Consider the following 21,362-nt stretch of genomic DNA (forward strand, 5'->3'; position numbering starts at 1 on the left):
TTATACCAGGGAGGAGCCCCAGTTTGATGGACACAGGACATATTCGTAATTTCTCAATAATTGCCCACATCGACCATGGCAAGTCTACTCTTGCAGACCGGTTGTTAGAGTATACAGGAGCTCTCTCTGCCCGTGAGATGGAAGACCAGGTATTGGATCAGATGGAACTCGAACGCGAGCGTGGCATTACTATTAAAGCTCAGGCCGTCCAACTGGCATATACAGCAAAAGACGGCGGGAAATATATGCTTAACCTCATTGATACTCCGGGACATGTTGACTTTACCTATGAAGTTTCCCGCAGTCTGGCCGCTTGTGAAGGTGCTTTGCTGGTCGTTGATGCTGCTCAGGGAATTGAGGCGCAGACACTTGCTAATGTTTATTTAGCACTTGAGCACGATCTTGAGATCATTCCGGTTATTAATAAAATTGACCTGCCAAGTGCTGAGCCGGAACGGGTCAAAAGCGAAATCGAAGAGGTAATTGGCTTAGATGCTTCTGAGGCTGTGTTGGCAAGTGCCAAGACCGGTATTGGAATTGAAGAAATTCTTGAAGCCATTGTGAAAAAGGTTCCGACGCCTCAAGGCAAAGATGATGCACCTTTAAGCGCGCTGATTTTCGATTCTCATTTTGACTCTTATAAGGGTGTCATCGCTTATATCCGGGTGATGGACGGCACCATTAAACCAGGAATGAAAATAAAAATGATGGCAACCAATAAGACGGTTGAAGTGACGGAAGTTGGCGTTTTCAAACCTTATCTGGCAAACGTTGAGCAGTTAGGGCCAGGGCAGGTTGGCTTTGTTGCTGCCAGTGTAAAAAATGTAAAAGACATCCGGGTAGGCGATACGATTACCAGTGCGGATAATCCGGTAACTGAGCCTTTGCCTGGTTATCGCAAGATAACACCGATGGTGTATTGCGGGCTTTATCCGGTAGAAAGTTCCGATTATGAGAACTTACGGGACGCTTTGGAAAAATTACAGCTAAATGATGCATCTCTTGTCTTTGAACCCGAGACTTCCATTGCCCTTGGATTTGGCTTCCGCTGCGGCTTTTTGGGACTTCTGCACATGGATGTTATTCAGGAACGCCTGGAACGTGAGTATAATTTAACACTCATTACTACCGCCCCAAGCGTAATTTATCGAGTGTTCAAGACTGACGGTGAAGTTTTCGAAATCGAAAATCCGTCAAAATTACCAACAACGCAGGAAATAGATCATGTGGAAGAACCGTATGTAAAGGCAACAGTTATTGTCCCTAATGATTTTGTGGGTGCCGTTATGGAACTTTCCCAGGACAAGCGCGGTGAGTTTAAGGACATGAAGTATCTGGACACTAATCGAGTTACACTAACTTATCATTTGCCGCTCAGTGAAATTATTTATGACTACTTTGACAAACTGAAGTCATCGACACGCGGCTATGCTTCCTTGGATTATGAACTTTGCGGCTATCAGGCCTCAGAACTTGTTAAACTGGATATATTGCTTAACAGTGAACCTGTTGACGCGCTTAGTGTCATCGTTCATCGGGATCGTGCCGCTCAGCGTGGCCGGCAGCTTGCGGAAAAGCTCAAAGGGATTATTCCCCGTCAGATGTTTGAGATTCCCATTCAGGCGGCTATCGGCAGCAAGGTTATTGCCCGGGAGACTGTAAGGGCGATGCGCAAGGATGTACTTGCCAAATGTTATGGCGGCGATATTACCCGTAAGCGAAAATTGCTTGAAAAACAAAAAGAGGGTAAAAAACGTATGAAACAAGTGGGTAGTGTGGAAGTTCCCCAAGAAGCTTTTATGGCGATTTTAAAAATGGATTAAAAGGCAATCAAAATGAGTAAACTTGGTCTATATGTGCATATTCCGTTTTGCCGGCAAAAATGTCTGTATTGTGATTTTGCTTCCTACGCCTCTTCTGAACATCTATTTGTGCCCTATACTACCGCCTTGTGTCAGCAAATTACTGATCAAGGCGGTATGCTACGTAACCTGACTGTTGATACGGTTTATATTGGCGGCGGCACACCAAGCATTTTACCTTTGTCTCTTATGGATCAAATCGTTGCAAGCCTGCGTGCAAGTTTTACTATTGAGGCTGAGGCAGAAATCAGCATGGAGGCCAATCCCGGCACCGTTACCAAAGAGAAGCTCGTTGCTTTAAAAACTATAGGTATAAACAGGCTTAGTTTTGGTGTTCAATCATTTGATGATCAATTGCTTTCTAACTTGGGACGGATACATTGCACAAAAGATAGTTATTTGGCTGTTGAACACGCCTATGCCGCCGGGTTTACTAATGTAAGCATTGATTTGATGTATGGCCTGCCTGGACAGACTGTTCACGGCTTTGTCAGGGAACTTGAACAGGCCGTGGCGTTAGGCACAAATCATCTTTCCGTATATGGTCTTAAACTGGAAGAGGGTACTCCGCTGGCAGTTGCCTACGAACGCGGTCTGCTTGGTTTGCCTGACGAGGCGGAAGAAGAGGCTATGTACGATCAGATGACCGCATTTCTGCCGGCAATAGGCCTAGTGCGTTATGAGATTTCCAACTTTGCACGGCCGGGCAGCGAATGCCGGCATAATTTAAAATACTGGCATTATGAGCCTTATGTGGGTCTTGGTTGTGCGGCGCATTCTTTCTTGAAGGGTGAGCGAAAAAGTTATATTACCGGAATTGAGGAATATATCAAAGCGATTGCAAACGGCGATTCACCAATTGCGATGAAAGAAATACTAACAGAAAGTGAATCTATGGCCGAATTCATTTTTTTGGCGTTAAGGACTGTGCAAGGAATGGAATTTGCCGAATATAAACGGCTTTTTAAAACAGATTTTTTTAGTCAATTTGGTGAGGTTTTAAGTAAGCTCAAACGGCAAAAATTAGTGGCAACAGATGCAAACCGGCTGTGGCTGACTGAACGTGGCATGAAATTTGGCAATCTTGTTTTTTGTTCCTTTTTGCCTGACTAAATACTCGTTTACTATCTTGACATTAACTCCAATGAGTGGTATTTTCATAGTAGATATTAGCACTCGACCAGCATGAGTGCTAACAAGGGGAGGCGGAATGGATGCTGGACGAAAGAAAGCGCCGAATTTTGCAGGCTGTTATTGATGATTATATTTCTACGGCCGAACCGATTGGTTCACGGACAATTGCCCGTAAATATGATTTGGGTATCAGTCCGGCTACCGTCCGCAATGAGATGGCAGATTTAGAGCTTCTAGGCTATCTGGAACAACCGCATACATCTGCCGGTAGAATCCCTTCTGTCAAGGGCTATCGGTTTTATGTGGATTGCCTATTGGCACCGCCTCAGATTTCTGATAGGGATATTGCTATTATTGACAATTGGTACCATACTAAAGCACGCCGGATTGAAGAGGTCTTTCAGGAAACCGTAAAAATATTATCGCGCATGACGCGGAATGTTTCGATGGTACTGGCGCCGCAGGTATCCCAATGTACATTCAAATATATTCAGTTTTTACCGCTGGATGAGAAACGATCCATTCTTGTTATTGTCACAGATACGGGCCTGTTGGAAAACAAAATCATTGAAATTCCCGAGGGGCTTAAACATGATGACTTGAGCCGGATGGCGAATGCCATAAATTCCCGGTTGGGCGGTTTGGCTGTAGATTTGATTACAGCGCCGGTTCTTAAAGATATACAAAATGATATTCTGCCTGATCCCCAGGTTTATGAGCGGGCGGTTGCCCTGTTAAGACAGGTTCTGACTGTGGAAAAGAATGAAAAGGTTTATCTCGGCGGTACGACGCAAATGCTTAATCAGCCCGAATTCAGGGATGTTGATAAAATTAAGGGCCTATTAACCATGCTGGAAGAAGATCAATTGCTATGTGATATTCTTCATATGGCCAATAATGACGGTGTAATTGTTACAATTGGTCAGGAAAATAAATATACGGGTATTCATGATTGCAGTGTCGTTCAGGCCACATACCGGATAGACGGACAGGTGGTCGGAACTGTAGCCGTACTAGGTCCGACCAGAATGGAATATGGTAAAACGATGTCAGTACTTAAATTTATGCAACGCCATTTAGGTGAAATTTTGAAAAAGTATAACGCGATATAGATGGGAGGAACTTCATGAACGTAAAGCAAGCCGGCAGTGGGGCAGATGTAGATGAGCGCCTGGCGGCACTACTGACCAATGCCAATGCGGTACGGGCAATAACCGCAGCTGTGGAAGGTACTATCGGGCCCAAAGGGCTTGATACTATGTTGGTTGACCGTTTTGGCGAAGTAATTATTACCAATGACGGTGTTACCATACTTGATAAAATGGATGTTAACCATCCGGCAGCTAAAATGCTGATTAATACGGCCAAAGCGCAACAGGCCGAAGTGGGCGATGGTACTACGACTACCACAATTATGGCCGGCAGCCTGGTTTCGGAAGGGGTTAATCAAGTTATGCGCGGCGTGCCGGTGGCACGTGTTATTGAAGGAATTAAGTATGGCGTTTCTAAAGTGGTAGAAGGTGTGAGAGAGCGCGCACGTACAATTACAGAAGTAAATGACCCCATTCTCCGGAGCATTGCCATGATTGCCGGCCGGGAGCATGAGGATATTGCTGATTTAGTTGTAGCAGCCGCCAAATTAATTGGTGTCGAAAAACTGAATGAATATAATTTTAAGTTGTCAGAAATTATAACCGCTGAAGCCGGAGCCAATAACGAAGTATTTATGGGGGTTATTGTTGACCGGGAACGTATGTCGCAAGAAATGCCGGAAGAAATACTGGATGCTAAGCTACTGCTGATTGATGACGCACTGGAACCGGAAGAGATTGAAGATGAGGCATTAAGTACCGAAACCGGTTTTAAACGCTATATCGATCTGCAGGATGAATTTAAAAAGAATGTACAAAAGATTGTTGAGCTTGGTGTCAGCGTTGTCATGGTGGACCGGGGAGTGCACAGTGCTGCCGAAGAAATACTTACAGACGCTAATATCATGGTAATTGAGCGTGTATCTACAAAAGATTTACGGCGAGTAGCCGACCATACCGGGGCACGTATGCTAAAACGTACGGGTCTTAAAAAAGATCCCGGCGATATCGGAAAATATTTGGGTACTGCCGAAAAGGTGTATCAGGATGAAAAACTTGAACAAGTGCGTGTCATAGGTGGAAGAGGGAAACCTATGGCAACCATATTGGTTGGGGCTGCTACCGAAGAAGTGGTAGGTGAACGTGAGCGTATTGCGAAAGACGCGGCATCCAGTGTGCAGGCTGCAGTTAAAGGCGGCTATGTGCCTGGCGGCGGTTCAATCGAAATTGCGATGGCACGTGAGGTTGGTAAACACCGGGAAAATCTTAAAGGCATGGCCGCCTATGGGCTTGATTGTGTAGCTAACGCATTGAAACAACCTTTGTCGCAAATTGTAGAAAACGCCGGTTTTAATCCACTGGAAAAAGTTGAAGAAGTTATGACTACGCAAATAGCGCAGAACCTGGATTCATTAGGTATTGATTGTGATACCGGTGAAACAGCTGATATGCTGGCGCGAGGGGTAATAGATCCCGTTCCGGTCAAGCTTCACGCCATCAAGGCTGCCGGTGAGGTAGCTGTGGCTATTTTGCGTATAGATACAATTATTAAGAAAAAAGAAGAAGGGGCCAATGCCCAAAAAACAGGCTCAAATGATAGCAGTATGCCTGATTTTTAACGTGCGGAGGTGGAGTTAGTGGCAGAACAAAAAGAACAGGAACAGCAAGAACAAGGTAAAAAACAAGAACAGCCAAATCTAAATTCGGAGCAGGCACAGCTTGCTGCCAAGCAGAAAAATTCCCAGGCTAATGCAGCCACCGAGGAAAATCCTGAAATATGTTTTGTTTCTGAAGATGTAAGCAAGGTTATGGCAGCGTTGGAAGAAAAAAACCGCTTGCTTGAGGAAATGACTGATAGGTATAAACGCCTGCAAGCAGATTTTGATAATTTCCGGCGGCGTACCAGACAGGAAAAAGAAGAATTATCAGCAATAGTGGCTGAACAAATTATTTGTGAGTTATTGCCCGTGGTAGACAATTTTGAACGGGCAACCACCAGCGAAGCGACTGACGTGGATACTCTGGCCAAGGGTGTGCAAATGATTTTCAGACAATTAAACAATGCTTTAGTAGAATTAGGTGTGGAACCAATCAATGCTGTGGGGAATATTTTTGACCCGACACAGCATGAGGCTGTTATGCGGGTTGAGGATGCAAATCAGCCTGACGGCATGATCATTGAAGAGTTGCAAAAAGGCTATAAAGTGAAAGGGCGGCTAGTCCGTCCGAGTATGGTAAAGGTAGTAGGTAATTAACTATAAAGCAGTTTATGATTAAGGAGGAAATAGATAATGGCAAAAGTAATTGGTATTGACCTTGGTACTACTAATTCCTGTGTGGCAGTGATGGAAGGCGGCGAGCCTGTTGTTGTTCCTAATCCGGAAGGCAGCCGGATTACTCCTTCAGTTGTAGGTTTTTCCAAAAATGGTGAACGTCTCATTGGCCAGATTGCTAAGCGTCAGGCGGTATCTAATCCTGATGGTACCGTTAGCTCGATTAAGCGCCATATGGGTACTACTTATAAAGTGAATATTGAAGGCAAGGAATATACTCCGCAAGAAATATCAGCCATGATTTTGCAAAAACTTAAGGCTGACGCCGAAGCGTATCTGGGCGAAAAAGTAACTCAGGCGGTTATTACCGTACCTGCTTATTTTACTGACAGCCAGCGTCAGGCTACGAAAGATGCCGGGGCAATCGCCGGTCTTGAAGTGCTGCGCATTATTAATGAGCCTACCGCGGCAGCTTTGGCCTATGGGATGGATAAAGGTGATGATCACACTGTTTTGGTATTTGACTTAGGCGGCGGTACCTTCGATGTGTCCATTCTTGAGTTAGGTGACGGTGTGTTTGAAGTAAAAGCCACCAGTGGCAATAACCGTTTGGGCGGCGATGACTTTGACGAGCGTGTTATAAAATGGCTTGTAGCTGAATTTAAGAGAGAGCAGGGCATTGATCTGACGAGTGATCGTATGGCTATGCAACGGCTTAAAGAAGCTGCTGAAAAGGCAAAAATAGAACTGTCAGGTGTTCTTACCACGAATGTTAATCTACCGTTTATTACGGCTGATCAAACCGGTCCGAAGCATCTTGACCTGAATTTGACCCGTGCCAAATTTGATGAATTGACTGCCGATCTTGTGGAAGCGACCATGGGACCAACCCGTCAGGCTTTAAGTGACGCCGGCTTGTCGGCTAAAGATATTGATAAAGTTATTCTTGTCGGCGGGTCTACCCGTATTCCGGCTGTTCAGGAAGCCATTAAAAAGTCTTTGAGCAAGGAGCCGCACAAAGGGGTTAATCCGGATGAATGCGTAGCTGTTGGTGCAGCGATTCAAGCCGGTGTTCTTGTCGGCGAAGTAAAAGACGTGCTGCTTTTGGATGTTACGCCGCTATCTTTGGGGATTGAAACCTTAGGTGGCGTATTCACTAAAATCATTGACCGCAATACCACTATACCGACTTCCAAGAGCCAAACTTTCTCAACGGCTGCCGATAACCAGCCTTCTGTTGATATTCACGTATTGCAGGGCGAACGTGAGATGGCTTCGTATAATAAAACATTGGGACGGTTTGAACTCTCCGGTATCCCCCCTGCTCCCCGTGGAGTACCCCGCATTGAAGTAACCTTTGACATTGATGCCAATGGGATTGTCCATGTATCTGCGAAAGACTTGGGAACAGGTAAGGAACAGAAGATTACGATTACTTCATCAGGCGGTCTGAATAAGGACGAAGTGGAAAGAATGGTTAAAGAAGCAGAGTCCCATGCCGCTGATGATAAGAAACGCAAAGAAGAAGTCGAAGTACGCAACAACGCTGATTCTTTAATTTATAATGCAGAGAAGACTATTAAAGAATTTGGTGACAAGGCTGACAAAGCTCTTGTGGAGAAAGTTGAGCAAGCCGCCGGAAAACTAAAAGAGACTTTAAAGGGCAGCGATCTTGAGGCAATAAAAGCAGATACGGAAGCTCTTACCAAACCGCTTTATGAATTATCCACCGCGATGTACCAGGCAAATGCCCAAGCCGAAGGCGCGCAGCCCGGCGGCCCGCAAGCTAATGAGGGAGCGGCCCCTAAAGATGAAAAAGTAGTGGATGCCGAATATAAAGTGGTGGACGAAGATAAAAAATAAAATAGCTGGGATGGTGTGAAGTGAGTAAGCGAGACTATTATGAAGTGCTGGGTGTAGCCAAAACAGCGACTGAAGATGAACTAAAAAAGGCATATCGTAAACTGGCCCGCAAGTACCATCCTGACGTTAACCGCGATAACCCCAAGGAAGCCGAGGAAAAATTTAAAGAAGTCAATGAAGCTTATGAAATTCTATCTAATGCCGAGCGCCGGGCGCAGTATGACCAATTTGGTCATGCTGCGTTTGATGCTGCTAGCGGCGGCGGTGGTGGATTCGGTGGTGGATTTGGCGGTGCCGGCGGATTTTCTGATATATTTGATATGTTTTTTGGTGGTCAATCCGGTTTCGGCTTTGGCGGTAGTCGCACTCCCGGTCCTGAACGCGGAGCCGATTTACGCTACGACATGGAGATAAAATTCGAGGATGCTGCTTTCGGATTGGAAACAGAAATCCAAGTGCCACGTACAGAAGATTGCAGCGCATGCCAAGGTTCGGGGTCTGCGCCGGGAACACATCCGGAAACCTGTCCGGATTGCCGGGGCACGGGTCAGGTTCAGGTAACACAAAATACTCCATTTGGGCGTATGGTTAATGTACGGACCTGTGACCGCTGTCACGGCGAAGGTAAAATCATAAAAACACCTTGCAAAGAATGTCGGGGGCGCGGTAAAGTCCGGGTTAACCGCAAAATTAAAATTAAAATTCCCGCAGGTGTTGATAATGGTTCAAGACTCCGGGTCGCGCATGAAGGAGAAGCCGGACAGCGCGGCGGCCCCCCCGGAGACTTGTATGTTTATCTTTTTGTAAAACAGCATAAACTGTTTACACGCGAAGGAAATGACGTTGTTTGCGAAGTGCCGATAAATTTTGTGCAAGCTACTTTGGGCGATGAAATTGAAGTTCCTACTCTTGATGGCAAGGTTAAACTTAAAATTCCTGAAGGTACACAAACAGGGACGGTATTTCGTATCAAAGACAAGGGCATTCCTCATTTGCGCGGCCATGGACGCGGCGATCAGCATGTGCGTGTTAAATTAATTACTCCGAAAAAACTGAATGACCGTCAAAAAGAGCTTTTGCAGGAATTTGCAAAAGCGGGCGGTGCTGATCCTACCGCTGAAGAGAAAGGTTTTTTTAAAAAATTCAAAGACGTTTTTGGCGTAATGTAATACGGTATTTAATTAATGAAGTGTAAGGGGCGATGTCGCGTGAAATGGTCTGAGATAAGTATTCAAACCTCTCATGAAGCCACAGAAGCAATAGCTAATATATTTCATGATCTGGGTGCAAGCGGAGTAGTGATAGAAGATCCTGAATTAATAAATACTTACCGGCGCTCAGGAAGTTGGGATTACTGCGACATCCCCGAGGAACTGGAGACTGAAGTTGTAACGGTTAAAGCCTATTTACCTGTTGACGAGTTTCTGGATGATAAACTGCGTGTATTTGAAGAACGTGTTAATCACCTGCAAGAACATAATCTTGATAAGGGACGCGGTTGTATAAACTGCCGGGAAGTGCAGGAGGAAGATTGGGCTTCCGCTTGGAAAGAGTTTTTTCATCCAGTGCGGGTTAGTGAACATATTGTCATTAAACCTTCCTGGGAAGAATATTTGCCGGCAGAAGGCGATATTATTATTGAAATTGACCCGGGAATGGCCTTTGGCACAGGAACACATCAAACCACTTCCATGTGTATCCGCTTTTTGGAGGATGTAATTAAGTCAGGCCATACTGTCTTTGATGTGGGCACAGGTTCTGGAATTTTGGCGGTAGCGGCTGCCAAGTTGGGAGCAAACGCTGTGCATGCCATTGATCTTGATTCGGTGGCGGTACGGGTAGCCACCGAAAATGTTGCTTTCAATAAGGTCGCTGATACGGTAAGTGTAGCTCAAGGCGATCTTTTAACAGGTGTGACCGGCAAGGCGGATGTAATAGTAGCCAATATTATCGCTGATATTATTATAAAAATGCTGCCTGATGTCCGGCGCAGACTGACCGAAAAAGGTGTTTTTATTGCCAGCGGCATTATTACAGAACGGCTAAGCGATGTGACACAGGCTCTTATTGAAAATGAGTTTGTGGTCGATAAAGTGACTGAAGAAGGCGGATGGGTAGCCATAATGGCGACCTGTGTCAGCCATTAAGGAGGCGCAGCGAATGCGCCGTTTCTTTATTGATGCACCGCTAAGTGAGCAAATGACCATTACTCATGCCGATGCCAGGCACATGGTTTCTGTACTTCGTTTAGCCGCCGGTACTGCTGTCTGGTTGTCCGGTCAGGACGGAAAATCAGGCAGGGCTGAAATCGTAACGGCAAGTCCCGAGCGTGTTGAACTTAAATTACTGGAAATTGTTGAAGACATCACTGAACCGCCGGTTGATGTTTGGTTAGTTCAAGGGCTTGCTAAAGGCGAAAAGATGGATTTTATTATTCAAAAGGCAGTGGAACTGGGGGTAAGGGGTATAATTCCGGTTGCTACCGAACATATAGTAGTCCGTTATGATATTGCCAAGCAGGCGGAAAAAAAAGTTCGCTGGCAAAGAATTGCCCGTGAAGCTGCGAAACAATGTGGTAGAAATGCTATTCCGGAGGTTTGCCCGATCACCGATCTAACCAAAGTGCTTGACGATGAAGAGTTCGCTAAAGCCGTTAAAATTATGCTCTATGAGGGGAAAGCTCCCCTAGGAATTAAAGAGGTACTTGCCGGCAGCGGCGGGAAACAGACCTATCTCCTTTTTATTGGCCCGGAGGGAGGTTTTAGCTCTGCAGAAGTAGCATTATGCCGGCAACACGACGTAAGCATTGCAACCATGGGGCCGCGCGTTATGCGTACCGAAACAGCTGCTTTAGCAGCATTAACGGCAGTTATGTATGAATGCGGTGATTTGGGGGGCTAAAGGATGATGCCGCAAGTAGCACTTACAACACTTGGCTGCAAAGTAAATCAGTTTGAAACCGAAGTCATGGAAGGCCTGTTTAAGGCCCGCGGCTATGAGGTAGTAAATTTTGACCAACACGCCGATGTCTATGTAATTAACACTTGTTCGGTAACGAATCTTGGCGAGAAGAAATCACGCCAGCTGATTAGACGTGCCAGCAGGCAAAATCCGGAGGCCATTATCGCGGTTGCCGGCTGTTATTCTCAGCTTTCGCCTGATCAAGTTTCACAAATTCCCGGTGTTGACGTTATTGTTGGCACACAGGACCGGGCGAAAATTGTCGAACTGGTAGAGGCTGCCGCCGCTAATAACCGCGCCGCTCAGGTAAATGCGGTGTCTGATATTATGCATGCCAAAGAATTTGAGGATATTCCGTTATTTTCGATGCCCGGACGAAAACGGGCGTTCTTAAAAATCCAGGAAGGATGCACCAATTTTTGTACATATTGTATTATTCCCTATGCCCGGGGACCTTTACGGTCGCGTTCACTTGCCAGCATTGCCGCGGAAACGGAAAAACTGGTAACTGCAGGTTTTAGCGAGATTGTATTAACCGGAATTCACCTTGGCGCCTTTGGACACGATTTATCTTCTGATGGATCGGAAATTACACTGGTTGAGGCTGTTGAGACAGTGCTCAACGCAGGTGGCGGCCGGCTTATGCGCCTTAGACTGGGTTCGCTGGAATCAATTGAGGTTTCAGATAAATTAGTTGCATTAATGCAAACAGATAAACGTTTATGTCCGCATCTTCATTTGCCATTACAAGCAGGTGATGATCGAATTTTAAAGGCGATGAATCGGCATTATACAACGGCTGAGTATCAAGAACTAATCCATGGTATAAAGGCCCATGTGCCTGGGATTGCCATTACAACCGATATTATCGTAGGATTTCCCGGTGAAACGGAGGGTATGTTTGAAAACACGCTGGCTTTTGTAAATAAGATGAATTTTGCCAAAGTCCATATATTTCCTTATTCACGCCGTACCGGCACCCCTGCTGCCAAGTTTTTGGGTCAGGTCTCAGAAGCAGATAAAAAGAGGCGTGTACTGCGCTTACAGCAATTGGCCGAACGAAAAAGTAGCGAATTTCATCAGTTGTTTTTAGGCCAATATCATGATGTCCTTTTTGAAACAGCTGAGGCCAGCGGATCTGTTTCTGGTTTAACAAATAACTACCTGCGGGTTCATGCTCCAGGTAACCAAGAATGTGTTGGGAAGATCGCTACTGTGAAACTGGAAAGACTTTACCAAGACGGTTTTTGGGGTCAAATATCCGAATATTTTTCCTGATTGATATATTTTCGGCAGGAATTTATATAATTAGGCAGAATATTTTAGAGAGCAAGTGTATATTACTATCTACTGCGGAGGGAATGCCCATGCAGCAAGACTGTATATTTTGTAAAATTGCAGCCAAAACCATTCCGGTCAATGCCGTGTACGAAGACGAGCAATTAATTGCTTTTCCTGATATAAATCCTGCGGCACCGGTACATCTTTTGGTAATACCTAAGAAGCATATTGCTAATATTTTGGAAGCCGGTCCTGAAGATACTGCTTTACTTGGGCATATTATGGCGACAATACCTAAGATAGCTGCTATTGCCGGATTAGCGGAGGATGGTTTCCGCATTGTTATTAATACAAAAGATAATGGAGGACAAACGGTTTATCACCTTCATTTCCACGTATTGGGCGGCAAATTTATGACTTGGCCACCAGGTTAATATTGACAATATTCAGTGTTCTAGTGTATAATAATTAGGTGTATGTTATTCAAGTACACTTCCTCGTAATGGTTCTAGTGGAGGGAGGGAGATCAGATGTCTGAAGTAAAAGTAGGCAAAAATGAAACACTTGACAGCGCACTCCGCCGTTTCAAGCGTACTTGCCAAAAAGCCGGGGTTCTTGCAGAAGTTAGAAAACGCGAGCATTATGAAAAACCGAGCGTAAAGCGCAAGAAAAAATCCGAAGCAGCGCGTAAACGTAAGTTTAACTAGTTTCGGAGGGTTGATTTAATGTCTCTTAAAGACAGATTGACAGAAGATATGAAGCAGGCTATGAAGGATAAAGAAGCCGGAAAATTACGGCTTTCTGTCATTCGCATGGTTCGTGCCAATATCAAGTATGTAGAGATTGACAAGAAAAAAGAGCTTTCTGAAGAAGAAGTTCTGGATGTACTGGCTAAAGAAGTCAAAATGCGCCGGGATTCGATGGAAGAGTTTAAAAAAGGTAATCGTCCTGATCTAGTGGAGAACCTTGAACAGGAAATCGATATTCTAATGCAATACCTTCCTCAGCAATTAAGTGAGCAAGATGTACGTGCGCTTGTAGATGAAGCTGTTAAAGAGTCTCAAGCTGCTAGCGCCAAAGATATGGGCAAGGTTATGGCTGTATTGATGCCAAAAGTGAAAGGCCGTGCCGACGGTAAAATGGTAAATGCCATTGTGCGCGAGTACTTAAATAAGTAAAACTAATTGAATCCGGCGTTAAAAGCGCCGGATTTTAGTTTCTCAAAAAGGGGAGTGTACCACTTGCCAGAAAGAATCTTTATTAGTTTTCGTATAAAAAATAAGACAAGCAGAGCTTGTCTTATTTATAGTTAGTGAAGCAACAATTTTAATGTGTTGTTAGGCAATTGCTATCAATGTAGTAAGAATATGGTACGTAATTTTACTAAATAGTAGAATGGTTATACGTAGTATCTTGGTTTGAATGTAGTAAATCAGTTATTGCCAATAGAGCTGTTACCTATAGAGTGTAAAGAAAACCGTTGCTGCAAAGTAAATGACAAAAAAGCTTCACTCAAACTATATTAAGACAATAACATACACTAATCGACATGTCAATAGAAATACTAGAAGTGGGAATTTTCAAACTTTCGACATATTCGTAAGAAAACAGGAATGCCATGACTTATTGGCGAATAAACTAATAAGACATTCCTAATCAGATTCTTATAGATTCGAGGTGAGGCTATGGGGTACCCCCATATTCATAAAAAACGATTATTGCTTTTACTGTTATTTTTCTCATTGTTATTTTTCGGGGATAGACCGGCAGAAGCCGGGGCTGGGCCGGTCATCAGCATTTCTATTAAGGGAGAGATTAATGGCGGACAGGCGGCTTTAGTCCATAAAGCTATGGCTGATGCCCAGAGCAAACAGGCCCAAGCCATTTTGGTAGAAATTGATACCTTCGGCGGATTGGTTGATTCGGCAGTTAGCATTCGGGACATGATTACAAGTTCACCTGTGCCGACTATTTGTTATATAAAAAACCGAGCCTGGTCAGCAGGTGCACTTATTGCGATATCTCATAAGTATATCGCCATAGCGCCGGGAGGCAGTATCGGTGCGGCCGAACCCATACCAACAACGGAAAAAACCGTGGCGGCATTAAAAGCCGAATTTGCCGCAACTGCTAATCAGACTGGCCGTAATCCCAGAGTGGCCGAAGCCATGGTGGATAAATCTTTAGGTTTCCCGGGTTATGCCGAACCAGGCCAGATATTGGCTCTTACTGATTATCAGGCGGAAAAACTGGGGTTTGCCGATACTGTAGCACCGGATCGTGAGGCCGTACTCTCGCATTTCGGTTTAGCCGACAGTCAGGTTGTGGATTATACACTGGGGTGGCCGGAAAAAGCAGCAGGTTGGCTGACAGACCCGACAGTGAAATCATTTTTAATATCAATTATTTTTTTGGCCGTATTGGCAGAAATCAAAACCGCTGGTTTAGGAGTGGCTGCTTTAATCGGTTTGCTAGCCGCGGCATTGTTTTTTGGCAGTCAATGGATTACCGGTATTGCCGGATGGCTGGAGATTCTTCTGTTTTTTGGCGGTATTGGTTTGATCATTTTGGAACTGTATACGCCGGGACTTGGAATATTGGGAATAAGCGGCGTTGTTGCAATTTTTGCCAGCTTATTTCTCACGTTAGGTGCAAATGCTGCTGCTGTTAATCTGCTGGCTATTAGCTTGCTTGCAGCAATTATCGTGTTTTTAGTATTAGTAAAACGTTTGCCGTCAAGCAAATTGTGGTCACGGCTGGTTCTAAAAGAAACTGAGACCACAAGTGCTGGGTTTACAAGCAGTCTTGATTATCGCATATACCTTGACAAGACAGGAATTACCCCGACAGGTCTTAGACCAGCCGGAACAATGATTATTGACGGAACTCAATTGAACGTAGTTTCTGAAGGGCAGTTTGTGGAGCCTAATCAATTGGTAAAGGTGGTGAGTATAGCAGGAAACCGTATTGTTGTAAGAAAAGTCAATTCCTAAATTTATAAGGGAGGTAAATATATTGTCCACTTTAATCGGTAGTGCTTTCTTTATTATTCTTGTCATTGTTGCGATTAGCATCTTCTTACATTTTGTGCCTTTGGGTTTATGGATTTCAGCTTTAGCTGCCGGTGTTAATGTCGGTATTTTTACTCTTGTCGGCATGCGCCTCAGACGAGTACCGCCCAGTAAAATTGTACTTCCTTTGATCAAGGCTAACAAAGCTGGCCTTAGTGTAAACGTTAATCAGTTAGAGGCGCATTATTTGGCCGGCGGTGATGTTGATAAGGTAATTGATGCGCTAATTGCCGCGCATCGGGCTGAAATACCCTTGTCGTTTGAGCGTTCCGCAGCGATTGATTTAGCTGGTCGAAATGTGCTTGAAGCTGTTCAGATGAGTGTTAACCCTAAAGTCATAGAAACTCCATTTGTGTCAGCTGTGTCTAAAAATGGTATTGAACTCAAGGTCAAAGCACGGGTTACGGTAAGAGCTAATATTGACCGGCTGGTAGGGGGAGCAGGCGAAGCCACTATTTTAGCCCGTGTTGGTGAGGGTATTGTTACAACAGTTGGCTCAACGGATGACCACAAAGAAGTATTGGCAAATCCGGATGATATTTCGCGCACGGTATTAACTAAAGGATTGGATTCCGGTACTGCGTTTGAAATTCTCTCTATTGATATTGCTGATGTTGATGTTGGACGCAATATCGGTGCAGAACTGATGACCGACCAGGCGGAAGCTGAAAAACGCATTGCGCAGGCCAAAGCTGAAGAACGGCGGGCGATGGCGGTAGCTCAGGAACAGGAAATGCGTGCTTATACACAGGAAATGCAGGCGAAAGTAGTAGAGGCGCAGGCTGATGTGCCGAAAGCACTTGCCGTTGCGCTTAAGGAAGGACGAATTGGCGTGATGGACTATTATAATATGAATAATGTGCTGGCCGATACGCAAATGCGTGAAACCATTGCCAAGGCCGGTCCGGTAGATTCCGTCCCGGTGAAAACAGATGAACCCAAGAAGTAGGCAGGTGAGACTATGGATTCACTAATTCCACTGCTTTTAATGTTGCTTTTGTATCTTGTTCCTGAATTATTAAAACGGCGAAAAGAACCAAAAAAATATGAATATCCGGATATTCCTGACAAAATACCGCAACCGGTGGGAATGCAGTCGACTAAAAATGAACCGAAGCCGGTCGCAGAACCTATTATGGATTTTTCTGCAGATGCTTCCAACAACTGGAATATTGCTCAAAAACAAGCTGTTGTGATGCCGGCTCCGGTAGCTATACCGCAAACGACAGAACCAGTTTCCCCGTGGCAAGGCAAACTTTCTTGGCAAATGGTGCAAAATGGTTTGATTTTTTCGGAAATCATTCAACCGCCTCGCGCGTATCGTCCAATTTGGCGGCACCGTAAATAGGCAACATGAAACAAGGCCTCAACCTTCGTAGCGAACAAAGGTTGAGGCCTTGACTTGTCTAGAAAAGCCGTCTGGAGATTAGCGGAACCAGAAAAACAGAATAGGATAAAATTTTAAGTCGCCTGTCACTTTTTTTATAATCTGGCAAATATTTTCTTCATTATATCACAAATATACGGATAACTGAAAGTCGAGCATCGAACGGCAGTAATTATGCCGATATGGAATTTTGTTTTGCTTTTGCCGGGCAAAAATCCCCTGTTTTATTTTTTTGTTTTGGCACAAACTAATTTTGCAAGTAAATTATCAATCAAGGGGGCAAAACATATGTCGGATTATAAAGGCCGCCTTACTTACGCAAAAGGCACTTATATGGAATTTGTCGTTGCTCCTAATCAGGATGTTGATTTTGGTGATATTTTAGTTGTTGAAGGAAAAAATCATGACAAGTTTTATATCCGGGCTTATGATTTCAAAATTAAATCACGGTGGTCTGGCATGAATGGTGTAAGCTATTTAATGAGCAAACTGGATGAAAACGGACAAGTTGCCAATCAGGAAGAACTTGACTTCTATTTAGGCGGCAATCACACTGTGAAAATTGGAATTGCCGAACAACTTTGTTATGTTAATGCCGAAGGACAGTTATTCAATCCTAAAACTTGTCCTGATTTCTTTTGTGAAGTCCGTGGATTGGCGAGCGATGATACAGCCTTACTCGAAGAGATGAAAGGGGATTTAGAGATTGGTTATTTAAAAAGTGGCCGTGAAGTTCTTAAACTACCTGTCGGCATATTTGGATCAAAGGCCATTACCGAGCACATTGGAATTTTTGGCACAACTGGGTCGGGAAAGAGTAATTTGGTAAAAGTACTTTCCAGTTCGATTATTGACAGCAAAAATTACGGGCTGCTCATTTTTGACGTGCATAACGAGTATTACCGCGATCTGTCACTCCATCCCAAAGTTAATGAGCGGTTAGTGGTTTATAATACAAATCCGGAAATTTCAAGGAAAAATGTGAATAGACTCGCATTAAACTATAATGAAGTCGAACCGGAAGATATTACCGCTTGTGCAACGTTTACTGAACCGCAGCTTGATGCAATTTATAAATTGTCATCTGTTTGGCAGGACCAATGGATGGATTATATTTTAAAATATGATACTGCCGATATTATTGAGGAGATTGCCGGCTGTACCGGCCAAAAATTTCAATCGCGTACAATTAGCAAAATAAAAAGCATTTGCTGGAATCTTGAACAAGAGTTAAATATAAAAGAAGAGACAGGAAACGTAAAGGATTTGACGGCTGTTGAGCAAATGCTTACAGAGTTGGAACAGGGAAAAGTAGTATTGATTGAATTAAAAAATATTTCTCCCATAGGCGAGCAAGCGCTGTCTACCTTATTGTCAAAAAAACTGTTGATGCATTACGCTAACAAATCTGAACTTGAACGTTCTAAAGTCAAGCCTGTTTTGATTGTACTCGAAGAAGCTCACCGTTTTCTGGGAAAGAAAGAGCAAAGCACGCAAAATGTTTTTGCCAGGCTAGTCAGTGAAGCCAGAAAATTTAATATCGGCCTATGTGTTGTTGACCAGCAGCCTCGCTTACTGGCCGATAAAGTATTATCCCAACTAAACACTCTCTTTATTTTAGGATTGGCATCTAAGGCAGATAGAGGCAAACTTGAGGCAATGTGCCGTAAGGATATTTTGCAGCAGCGCAATGAAATCAAAAACCTTGACTGTGGTGAAATGATTGTAGCCACAAACTATATGCGCTTTGCGGCACCGGTCAAAGTGCACAAATTTGATGAATATCTAGCCAGAACGTATGGAAATAGTCCCGCCTTGCAGGGTAGTTTAATGCAAATGCAACAGTCAGGTGCATTTGCGAATATAAATATATCGTAAGGGAATTCCCTTCTTATGTACTAATTAGCCTAGGAAGAGGCATACATTTGTATATGAGGGGGGATTTTTCATGCTGCGCCGTAAAGGAAATTTGCAGTCATTGGCAGGCTTATTAGATATTCCGCAAGATATTGTAATGGATTTGCCGCGCATTACAATGCTTGGCAATAAGCAATTGTTGGTTGAAAATCACAAAGGAATTATTGAATATACCCCTTCGCTTGTTCGTATTAAACTTAGCCAGGGTGAATTAATGATCTATGGTGAAGCACTGACATTAGGAAACTTGCAGTCCGAACAAATCCTGGTTGAAGGCGTCGTGCAGGAGGTTAAGTATGATATTTAACAGGAACTACTTGCGAGGGGCCGTAAAAATTCGGATCAGCGGGACGATGCCTGAACGCTTTATTAACTTGTGTATTACCGAGCAAATTTTATTATGGGGAATAACAAAAACCGATAAGGATTTAGTTGCTTGGATCGGTTTGCATGATTTTTTTCAAATTAGGCCTTTAGTATTGGCCAGCCGTACGAAAGTAAAAGTATTAGCTCACCGGGGCTTACCGTTTATGGCCAAACGTATTAAAAAAAGAAAAGTGTTGATGTTTGGCTGTGTTTTGTTTTTGGCCTTGCTGTATACACTAACGTCTTATGTTTGGTTTGTTGAGGTTAAGGGCTCAAAAAATGTGCCAGAACAAACAATTAGAGATGTCGCTGAGCAGTATGGCTTAAAGCCGGGTGCTGGTAAAGAGAGGATTAACCTTAAAGCAATTGAACGGGAGATTATGTTAAATGTTCCGGAGGTGGCCTGGGTAGGAATTGATTTTACTGGAACAAGGGCGGTTATAGAAATTGTTGAAAAAACTATGCCCAAACAAGAAAATAAAGCACCGGCACACATTGTGGCCGCCAAAGATGGAGTGATTACCGAAATTATCGCCTTAGCGGGACAGGCGGCGGTAAAAAATGGCGATACGGTAAAAAAAGGAGATGTATTGATTAAGGGCTTGGCTCCGGAGCCGGCGCCTGCCGCAACAGATAGTCAGCCGCCGATCATAAATGCCCCCAGGGAGCTTGTCAGGGCTAAAGGCATTATAAAAGCCAGAGTGTGGTATGAAAGCTATGCCGAAACTGAGCTTACTCAAACTACAATGACCCGGACTGGTAATATGCAAATGTGTATGAAGATGAAAATCGGTGATACGGAGATCGCTTTTAACGATGTGCCAGAACCTCCGTTTCAAGAGTATGAAACCGAGATTATCGGTAAACAATTGCCGCTATGGAGGAATAGCGAATTCCCTGTCGAATCAACTATTAAAATATATCATGAAATAAATTCAAATCTTATTGAAAAACCATTTGAACAGGCGCGCGACGAAGCCCACGCCAAGGCTGTTCAGGCAGTGCAGGATATTATTCCGGAAGCAGCGCAAATTTTGTCCCGCAATTACGAAGTAATAAAAACTCCGGAAGACAACATCGTGAGAGTAAAAGTGAATGTGGAAACAATTGAAGATATTGGGCAGACTATAAATATTTCACAGTGAATTATTGTAGTAGGGGGCATTGTTTATTTGGAGAAAAGGATGACATTTGTAGACACAAAGGAAGCAATCGCGGTTTTGGGGAGAAATGATGAATATTTAAGTGTAATGAGCCAGCATTTTTCCAGTAGAATAACAGCAAGAGGAACAGAATTGATTTTGGATGGTCAGGACGGTGAGGTCGAACAACTGGCACGTCTCTTAAGTGAGCTTATTTATTTATACCGGGAAGGCAACCCCATAACAAGCCATGATGTACGGTATAGTATTCGTATGATTCTCGAGGGACAGGCAGATTTTCTTCATCAAATGTTTGCTGATACAGTGTTGGTTACAGCCAGAGGCCGTCATATTAAACCAAGGACCTTGGGGCAAAGTCAATACTTGGAAGCTATTCGCCGCAATCCTATCACTTTCGGAATAGGACCCGCGGGAACAGGGAAAACTTATCTTGCGGTTGCAATGGCAGTATTTTCCTTAAAGAGTAAGCAGGTAGAAAGAATTATTTTGACTCGACCGGCAGTGGAAGCCGGTGAGAAACTGGGTTTTTTACCGGGTGACCTACAAGAAAAGGTTGATCCCTATTTACGGCCGCTATATGATGCCATGTACGACATTATGGGAACTGATACGGTACAAAAATATATGGCCAAAAATATTATTGAAGTGGCACCTTTAGCTTATATGCGGGGACGGACACTGGAAGATTCCTTTATCATTTTGGATGAAGCACAAAATACAACAGGTGAACAAATGAAAATGTTTCTAACAAGAATGGGGTTTGGTTCCAAAATGGTTATAACCGGCGATATAACCCAAATTGATTTGCCGTCAGGCGTTAAATCCGGACTTAAACATGCGCAAGCCGTTTTGGCGGGCGTTCCTGGTATTGCGTTATTAAATTTAAGCGAAAGCGATGTAGTACGACATGAAATAGTCAGCCGAATCATCAAGGCTTACGCACAGTATGACCAAAACTAATGATAATAGTTAGCATGTATTTATTTCATGCTA

20 protein-coding genes are annotated in these 21,362 nt (G+C 43.9%); all 20 read left to right on the forward strand.

Translation table 11 applies throughout. The features are described 5' to 3' along the window. Positions 1-26: 26 nt before the first annotated feature. The 20 genes from lepA (at position 27) to BLR65_RS19105 (ending at position 21,329) form a co-directional block, all read left to right on the forward strand. Complete coding sequence (gene lepA / locus BLR65_RS19010) at positions 27-1,823, forward strand: translation elongation factor 4 (RefSeq protein ID WP_093795753.1); 1,797 nt, start codon at positions 27-29, stop codon at positions 1,821-1,823. Between the two features lie 12 nt (positions 1,824-1,835). Further along, a complete protein-coding gene (hemW, locus tag BLR65_RS19015) occupies positions 1,836-2,975 on the forward strand; it encodes a radical SAM family heme chaperone HemW (RefSeq protein ID WP_093795754.1) in 1,140 nt (379 codons plus the stop codon). Positions 2,976-3,076: 101 nt separating this feature from the next. Continuing rightward, positions 3,077-4,108, forward strand: a complete 1,032-nt coding sequence (gene hrcA, locus BLR65_RS19020; RefSeq protein ID WP_093795755.1) for a heat-inducible transcriptional repressor HrcA — start codon at positions 3,077-3,079, stop codon at positions 4,106-4,108. 14 nt (positions 4,109-4,122) lie between these two features. Continuing rightward, positions 4,123-5,706: a TCP-1/cpn60 chaperonin family protein gene (locus BLR65_RS19025; protein ID WP_093795756.1), complete on the forward strand. Its 1,584-nt coding sequence runs from the start codon at positions 4,123-4,125 to the stop codon at positions 5,704-5,706. Positions 5,707-5,724: 18 nt separating this feature from the next. Next, the gene (gene grpE, locus BLR65_RS19030) at positions 5,725-6,342 is read left to right on the forward strand and encodes a nucleotide exchange factor GrpE (protein ID WP_093795757.1); all 618 of its coding nucleotides are present in this window, start codon (positions 5,725-5,727) and stop codon (positions 6,340-6,342) included. 36 nt (positions 6,343-6,378) lie between these two features. Then, positions 6,379-8,223 carry a molecular chaperone DnaK gene (gene dnaK, locus BLR65_RS19035; protein WP_093795758.1) on the forward strand — a complete coding sequence of 615 codons (1,845 nt, stop codon included), beginning with the start codon at positions 6,379-6,381 and terminating at the stop codon, positions 8,221-8,223. 20 nt (positions 8,224-8,243) lie between these two features. Further along, positions 8,244-9,392 (forward strand): molecular chaperone DnaJ, encoded by a 1,149-nt coding sequence (gene dnaJ / locus BLR65_RS19040; RefSeq protein WP_093795759.1) that lies wholly within the window; start codon positions 8,244-8,246, stop codon positions 9,390-9,392. A gap of 39 nt (positions 9,393-9,431) precedes the next feature. Continuing rightward, complete coding sequence (gene prmA / locus BLR65_RS19045; RefSeq protein ID WP_093795760.1) at positions 9,432-10,370, forward strand: 50S ribosomal protein L11 methyltransferase; 939 nt, start codon at positions 9,432-9,434, stop codon at positions 10,368-10,370. A 13-nt stretch (positions 10,371-10,383) separates the two neighbouring features. Next, positions 10,384-11,124: a 16S rRNA (uracil(1498)-N(3))-methyltransferase gene (locus BLR65_RS19050; RefSeq protein ID WP_093795761.1), complete on the forward strand. Its 741-nt coding sequence runs from the start codon at positions 10,384-10,386 to the stop codon at positions 11,122-11,124. 6 nt (positions 11,125-11,130) lie between these two features. Next, positions 11,131-12,462, forward strand: a complete 1,332-nt coding sequence (gene mtaB / locus BLR65_RS19055) for a tRNA (N(6)-L-threonylcarbamoyladenosine(37)-C(2))-methylthiotransferase MtaB (protein ID WP_093795785.1) — start codon at positions 11,131-11,133, stop codon at positions 12,460-12,462. Between the two features lie 89 nt (positions 12,463-12,551). Then, entirely contained in the window at positions 12,552-12,899 is a 348-nt protein-coding gene (locus BLR65_RS19060) for a histidine triad nucleotide-binding protein (protein WP_093795762.1), read from the forward strand. A gap of 96 nt (positions 12,900-12,995) precedes the next feature. Further along, the gene (gene rpsU / locus BLR65_RS19065; RefSeq protein WP_021167731.1) at positions 12,996-13,172 is read left to right on the forward strand and encodes a 30S ribosomal protein S21; all 177 of its coding nucleotides are present in this window, start codon (positions 12,996-12,998) and stop codon (positions 13,170-13,172) included. Between the two features lie 18 nt (positions 13,173-13,190). After that, positions 13,191-13,643 carry a GatB/YqeY domain-containing protein gene (locus tag BLR65_RS19070; RefSeq protein ID WP_093795763.1) on the forward strand — a complete coding sequence of 151 codons (453 nt, stop codon included), beginning with the start codon at positions 13,191-13,193 and terminating at the stop codon, positions 13,641-13,643. A 507-nt stretch (positions 13,644-14,150) separates the two neighbouring features. After that, positions 14,151-15,458 (forward strand): NfeD family protein, encoded by a 1,308-nt coding sequence (locus BLR65_RS19075; protein WP_093795764.1) that lies wholly within the window; start codon positions 14,151-14,153, stop codon positions 15,456-15,458. A gap of 22 nt (positions 15,459-15,480) precedes the next feature. After that, on the forward strand, positions 15,481-16,485 hold the full coding sequence (gene floA, locus BLR65_RS19080) for a flotillin-like protein FloA (RefSeq protein ID WP_093795765.1): 1,005 nt from the start codon (positions 15,481-15,483) through the stop codon (positions 16,483-16,485). A 12-nt stretch (positions 16,486-16,497) separates the two neighbouring features. Next, on the forward strand, positions 16,498-16,884 hold the full coding sequence (locus tag BLR65_RS19085; protein ID WP_093795766.1) for a hypothetical protein: 387 nt from the start codon (positions 16,498-16,500) through the stop codon (positions 16,882-16,884). 327 nt (positions 16,885-17,211) lie between these two features. Further along, positions 17,212-18,801, forward strand: a complete 1,590-nt coding sequence (locus tag BLR65_RS19090; RefSeq protein ID WP_093795786.1) for an ATP-binding protein — start codon at positions 17,212-17,214, stop codon at positions 18,799-18,801. A gap of 70 nt (positions 18,802-18,871) precedes the next feature. Then, positions 18,872-19,147, forward strand: coding sequence for a sporulation protein YqfC (gene yqfC / locus BLR65_RS19095; protein WP_093795767.1), 276 nt, complete (start codon positions 18,872-18,874; stop codon positions 19,145-19,147). Continuing rightward, entirely contained in the window at positions 19,137-20,351 is a 1,215-nt protein-coding gene (gene yqfD, locus BLR65_RS19100; RefSeq protein ID WP_093795768.1) for a sporulation protein YqfD, read from the forward strand. Before yqfC ends, yqfD begins: the two co-directional genes overlap by 11 nt. A 39-nt stretch (positions 20,352-20,390) precedes the next feature. Further along, the gene (locus BLR65_RS19105) at positions 20,391-21,329 is read left to right on the forward strand and encodes a PhoH family protein (protein WP_093795769.1); all 939 of its coding nucleotides are present in this window, start codon (positions 20,391-20,393) and stop codon (positions 21,327-21,329) included. Positions 21,330-21,362: the final 33 nt, after the last annotated feature.

The sequence above is a fragment of the Sporomusa acidovorans genome, from assembly GCF_900101845.1.
Classification (GTDB): Bacteria; Bacillota; Negativicutes; order Sporomusales; family Sporomusaceae; genus Sporomusa; species Sporomusa acidovorans.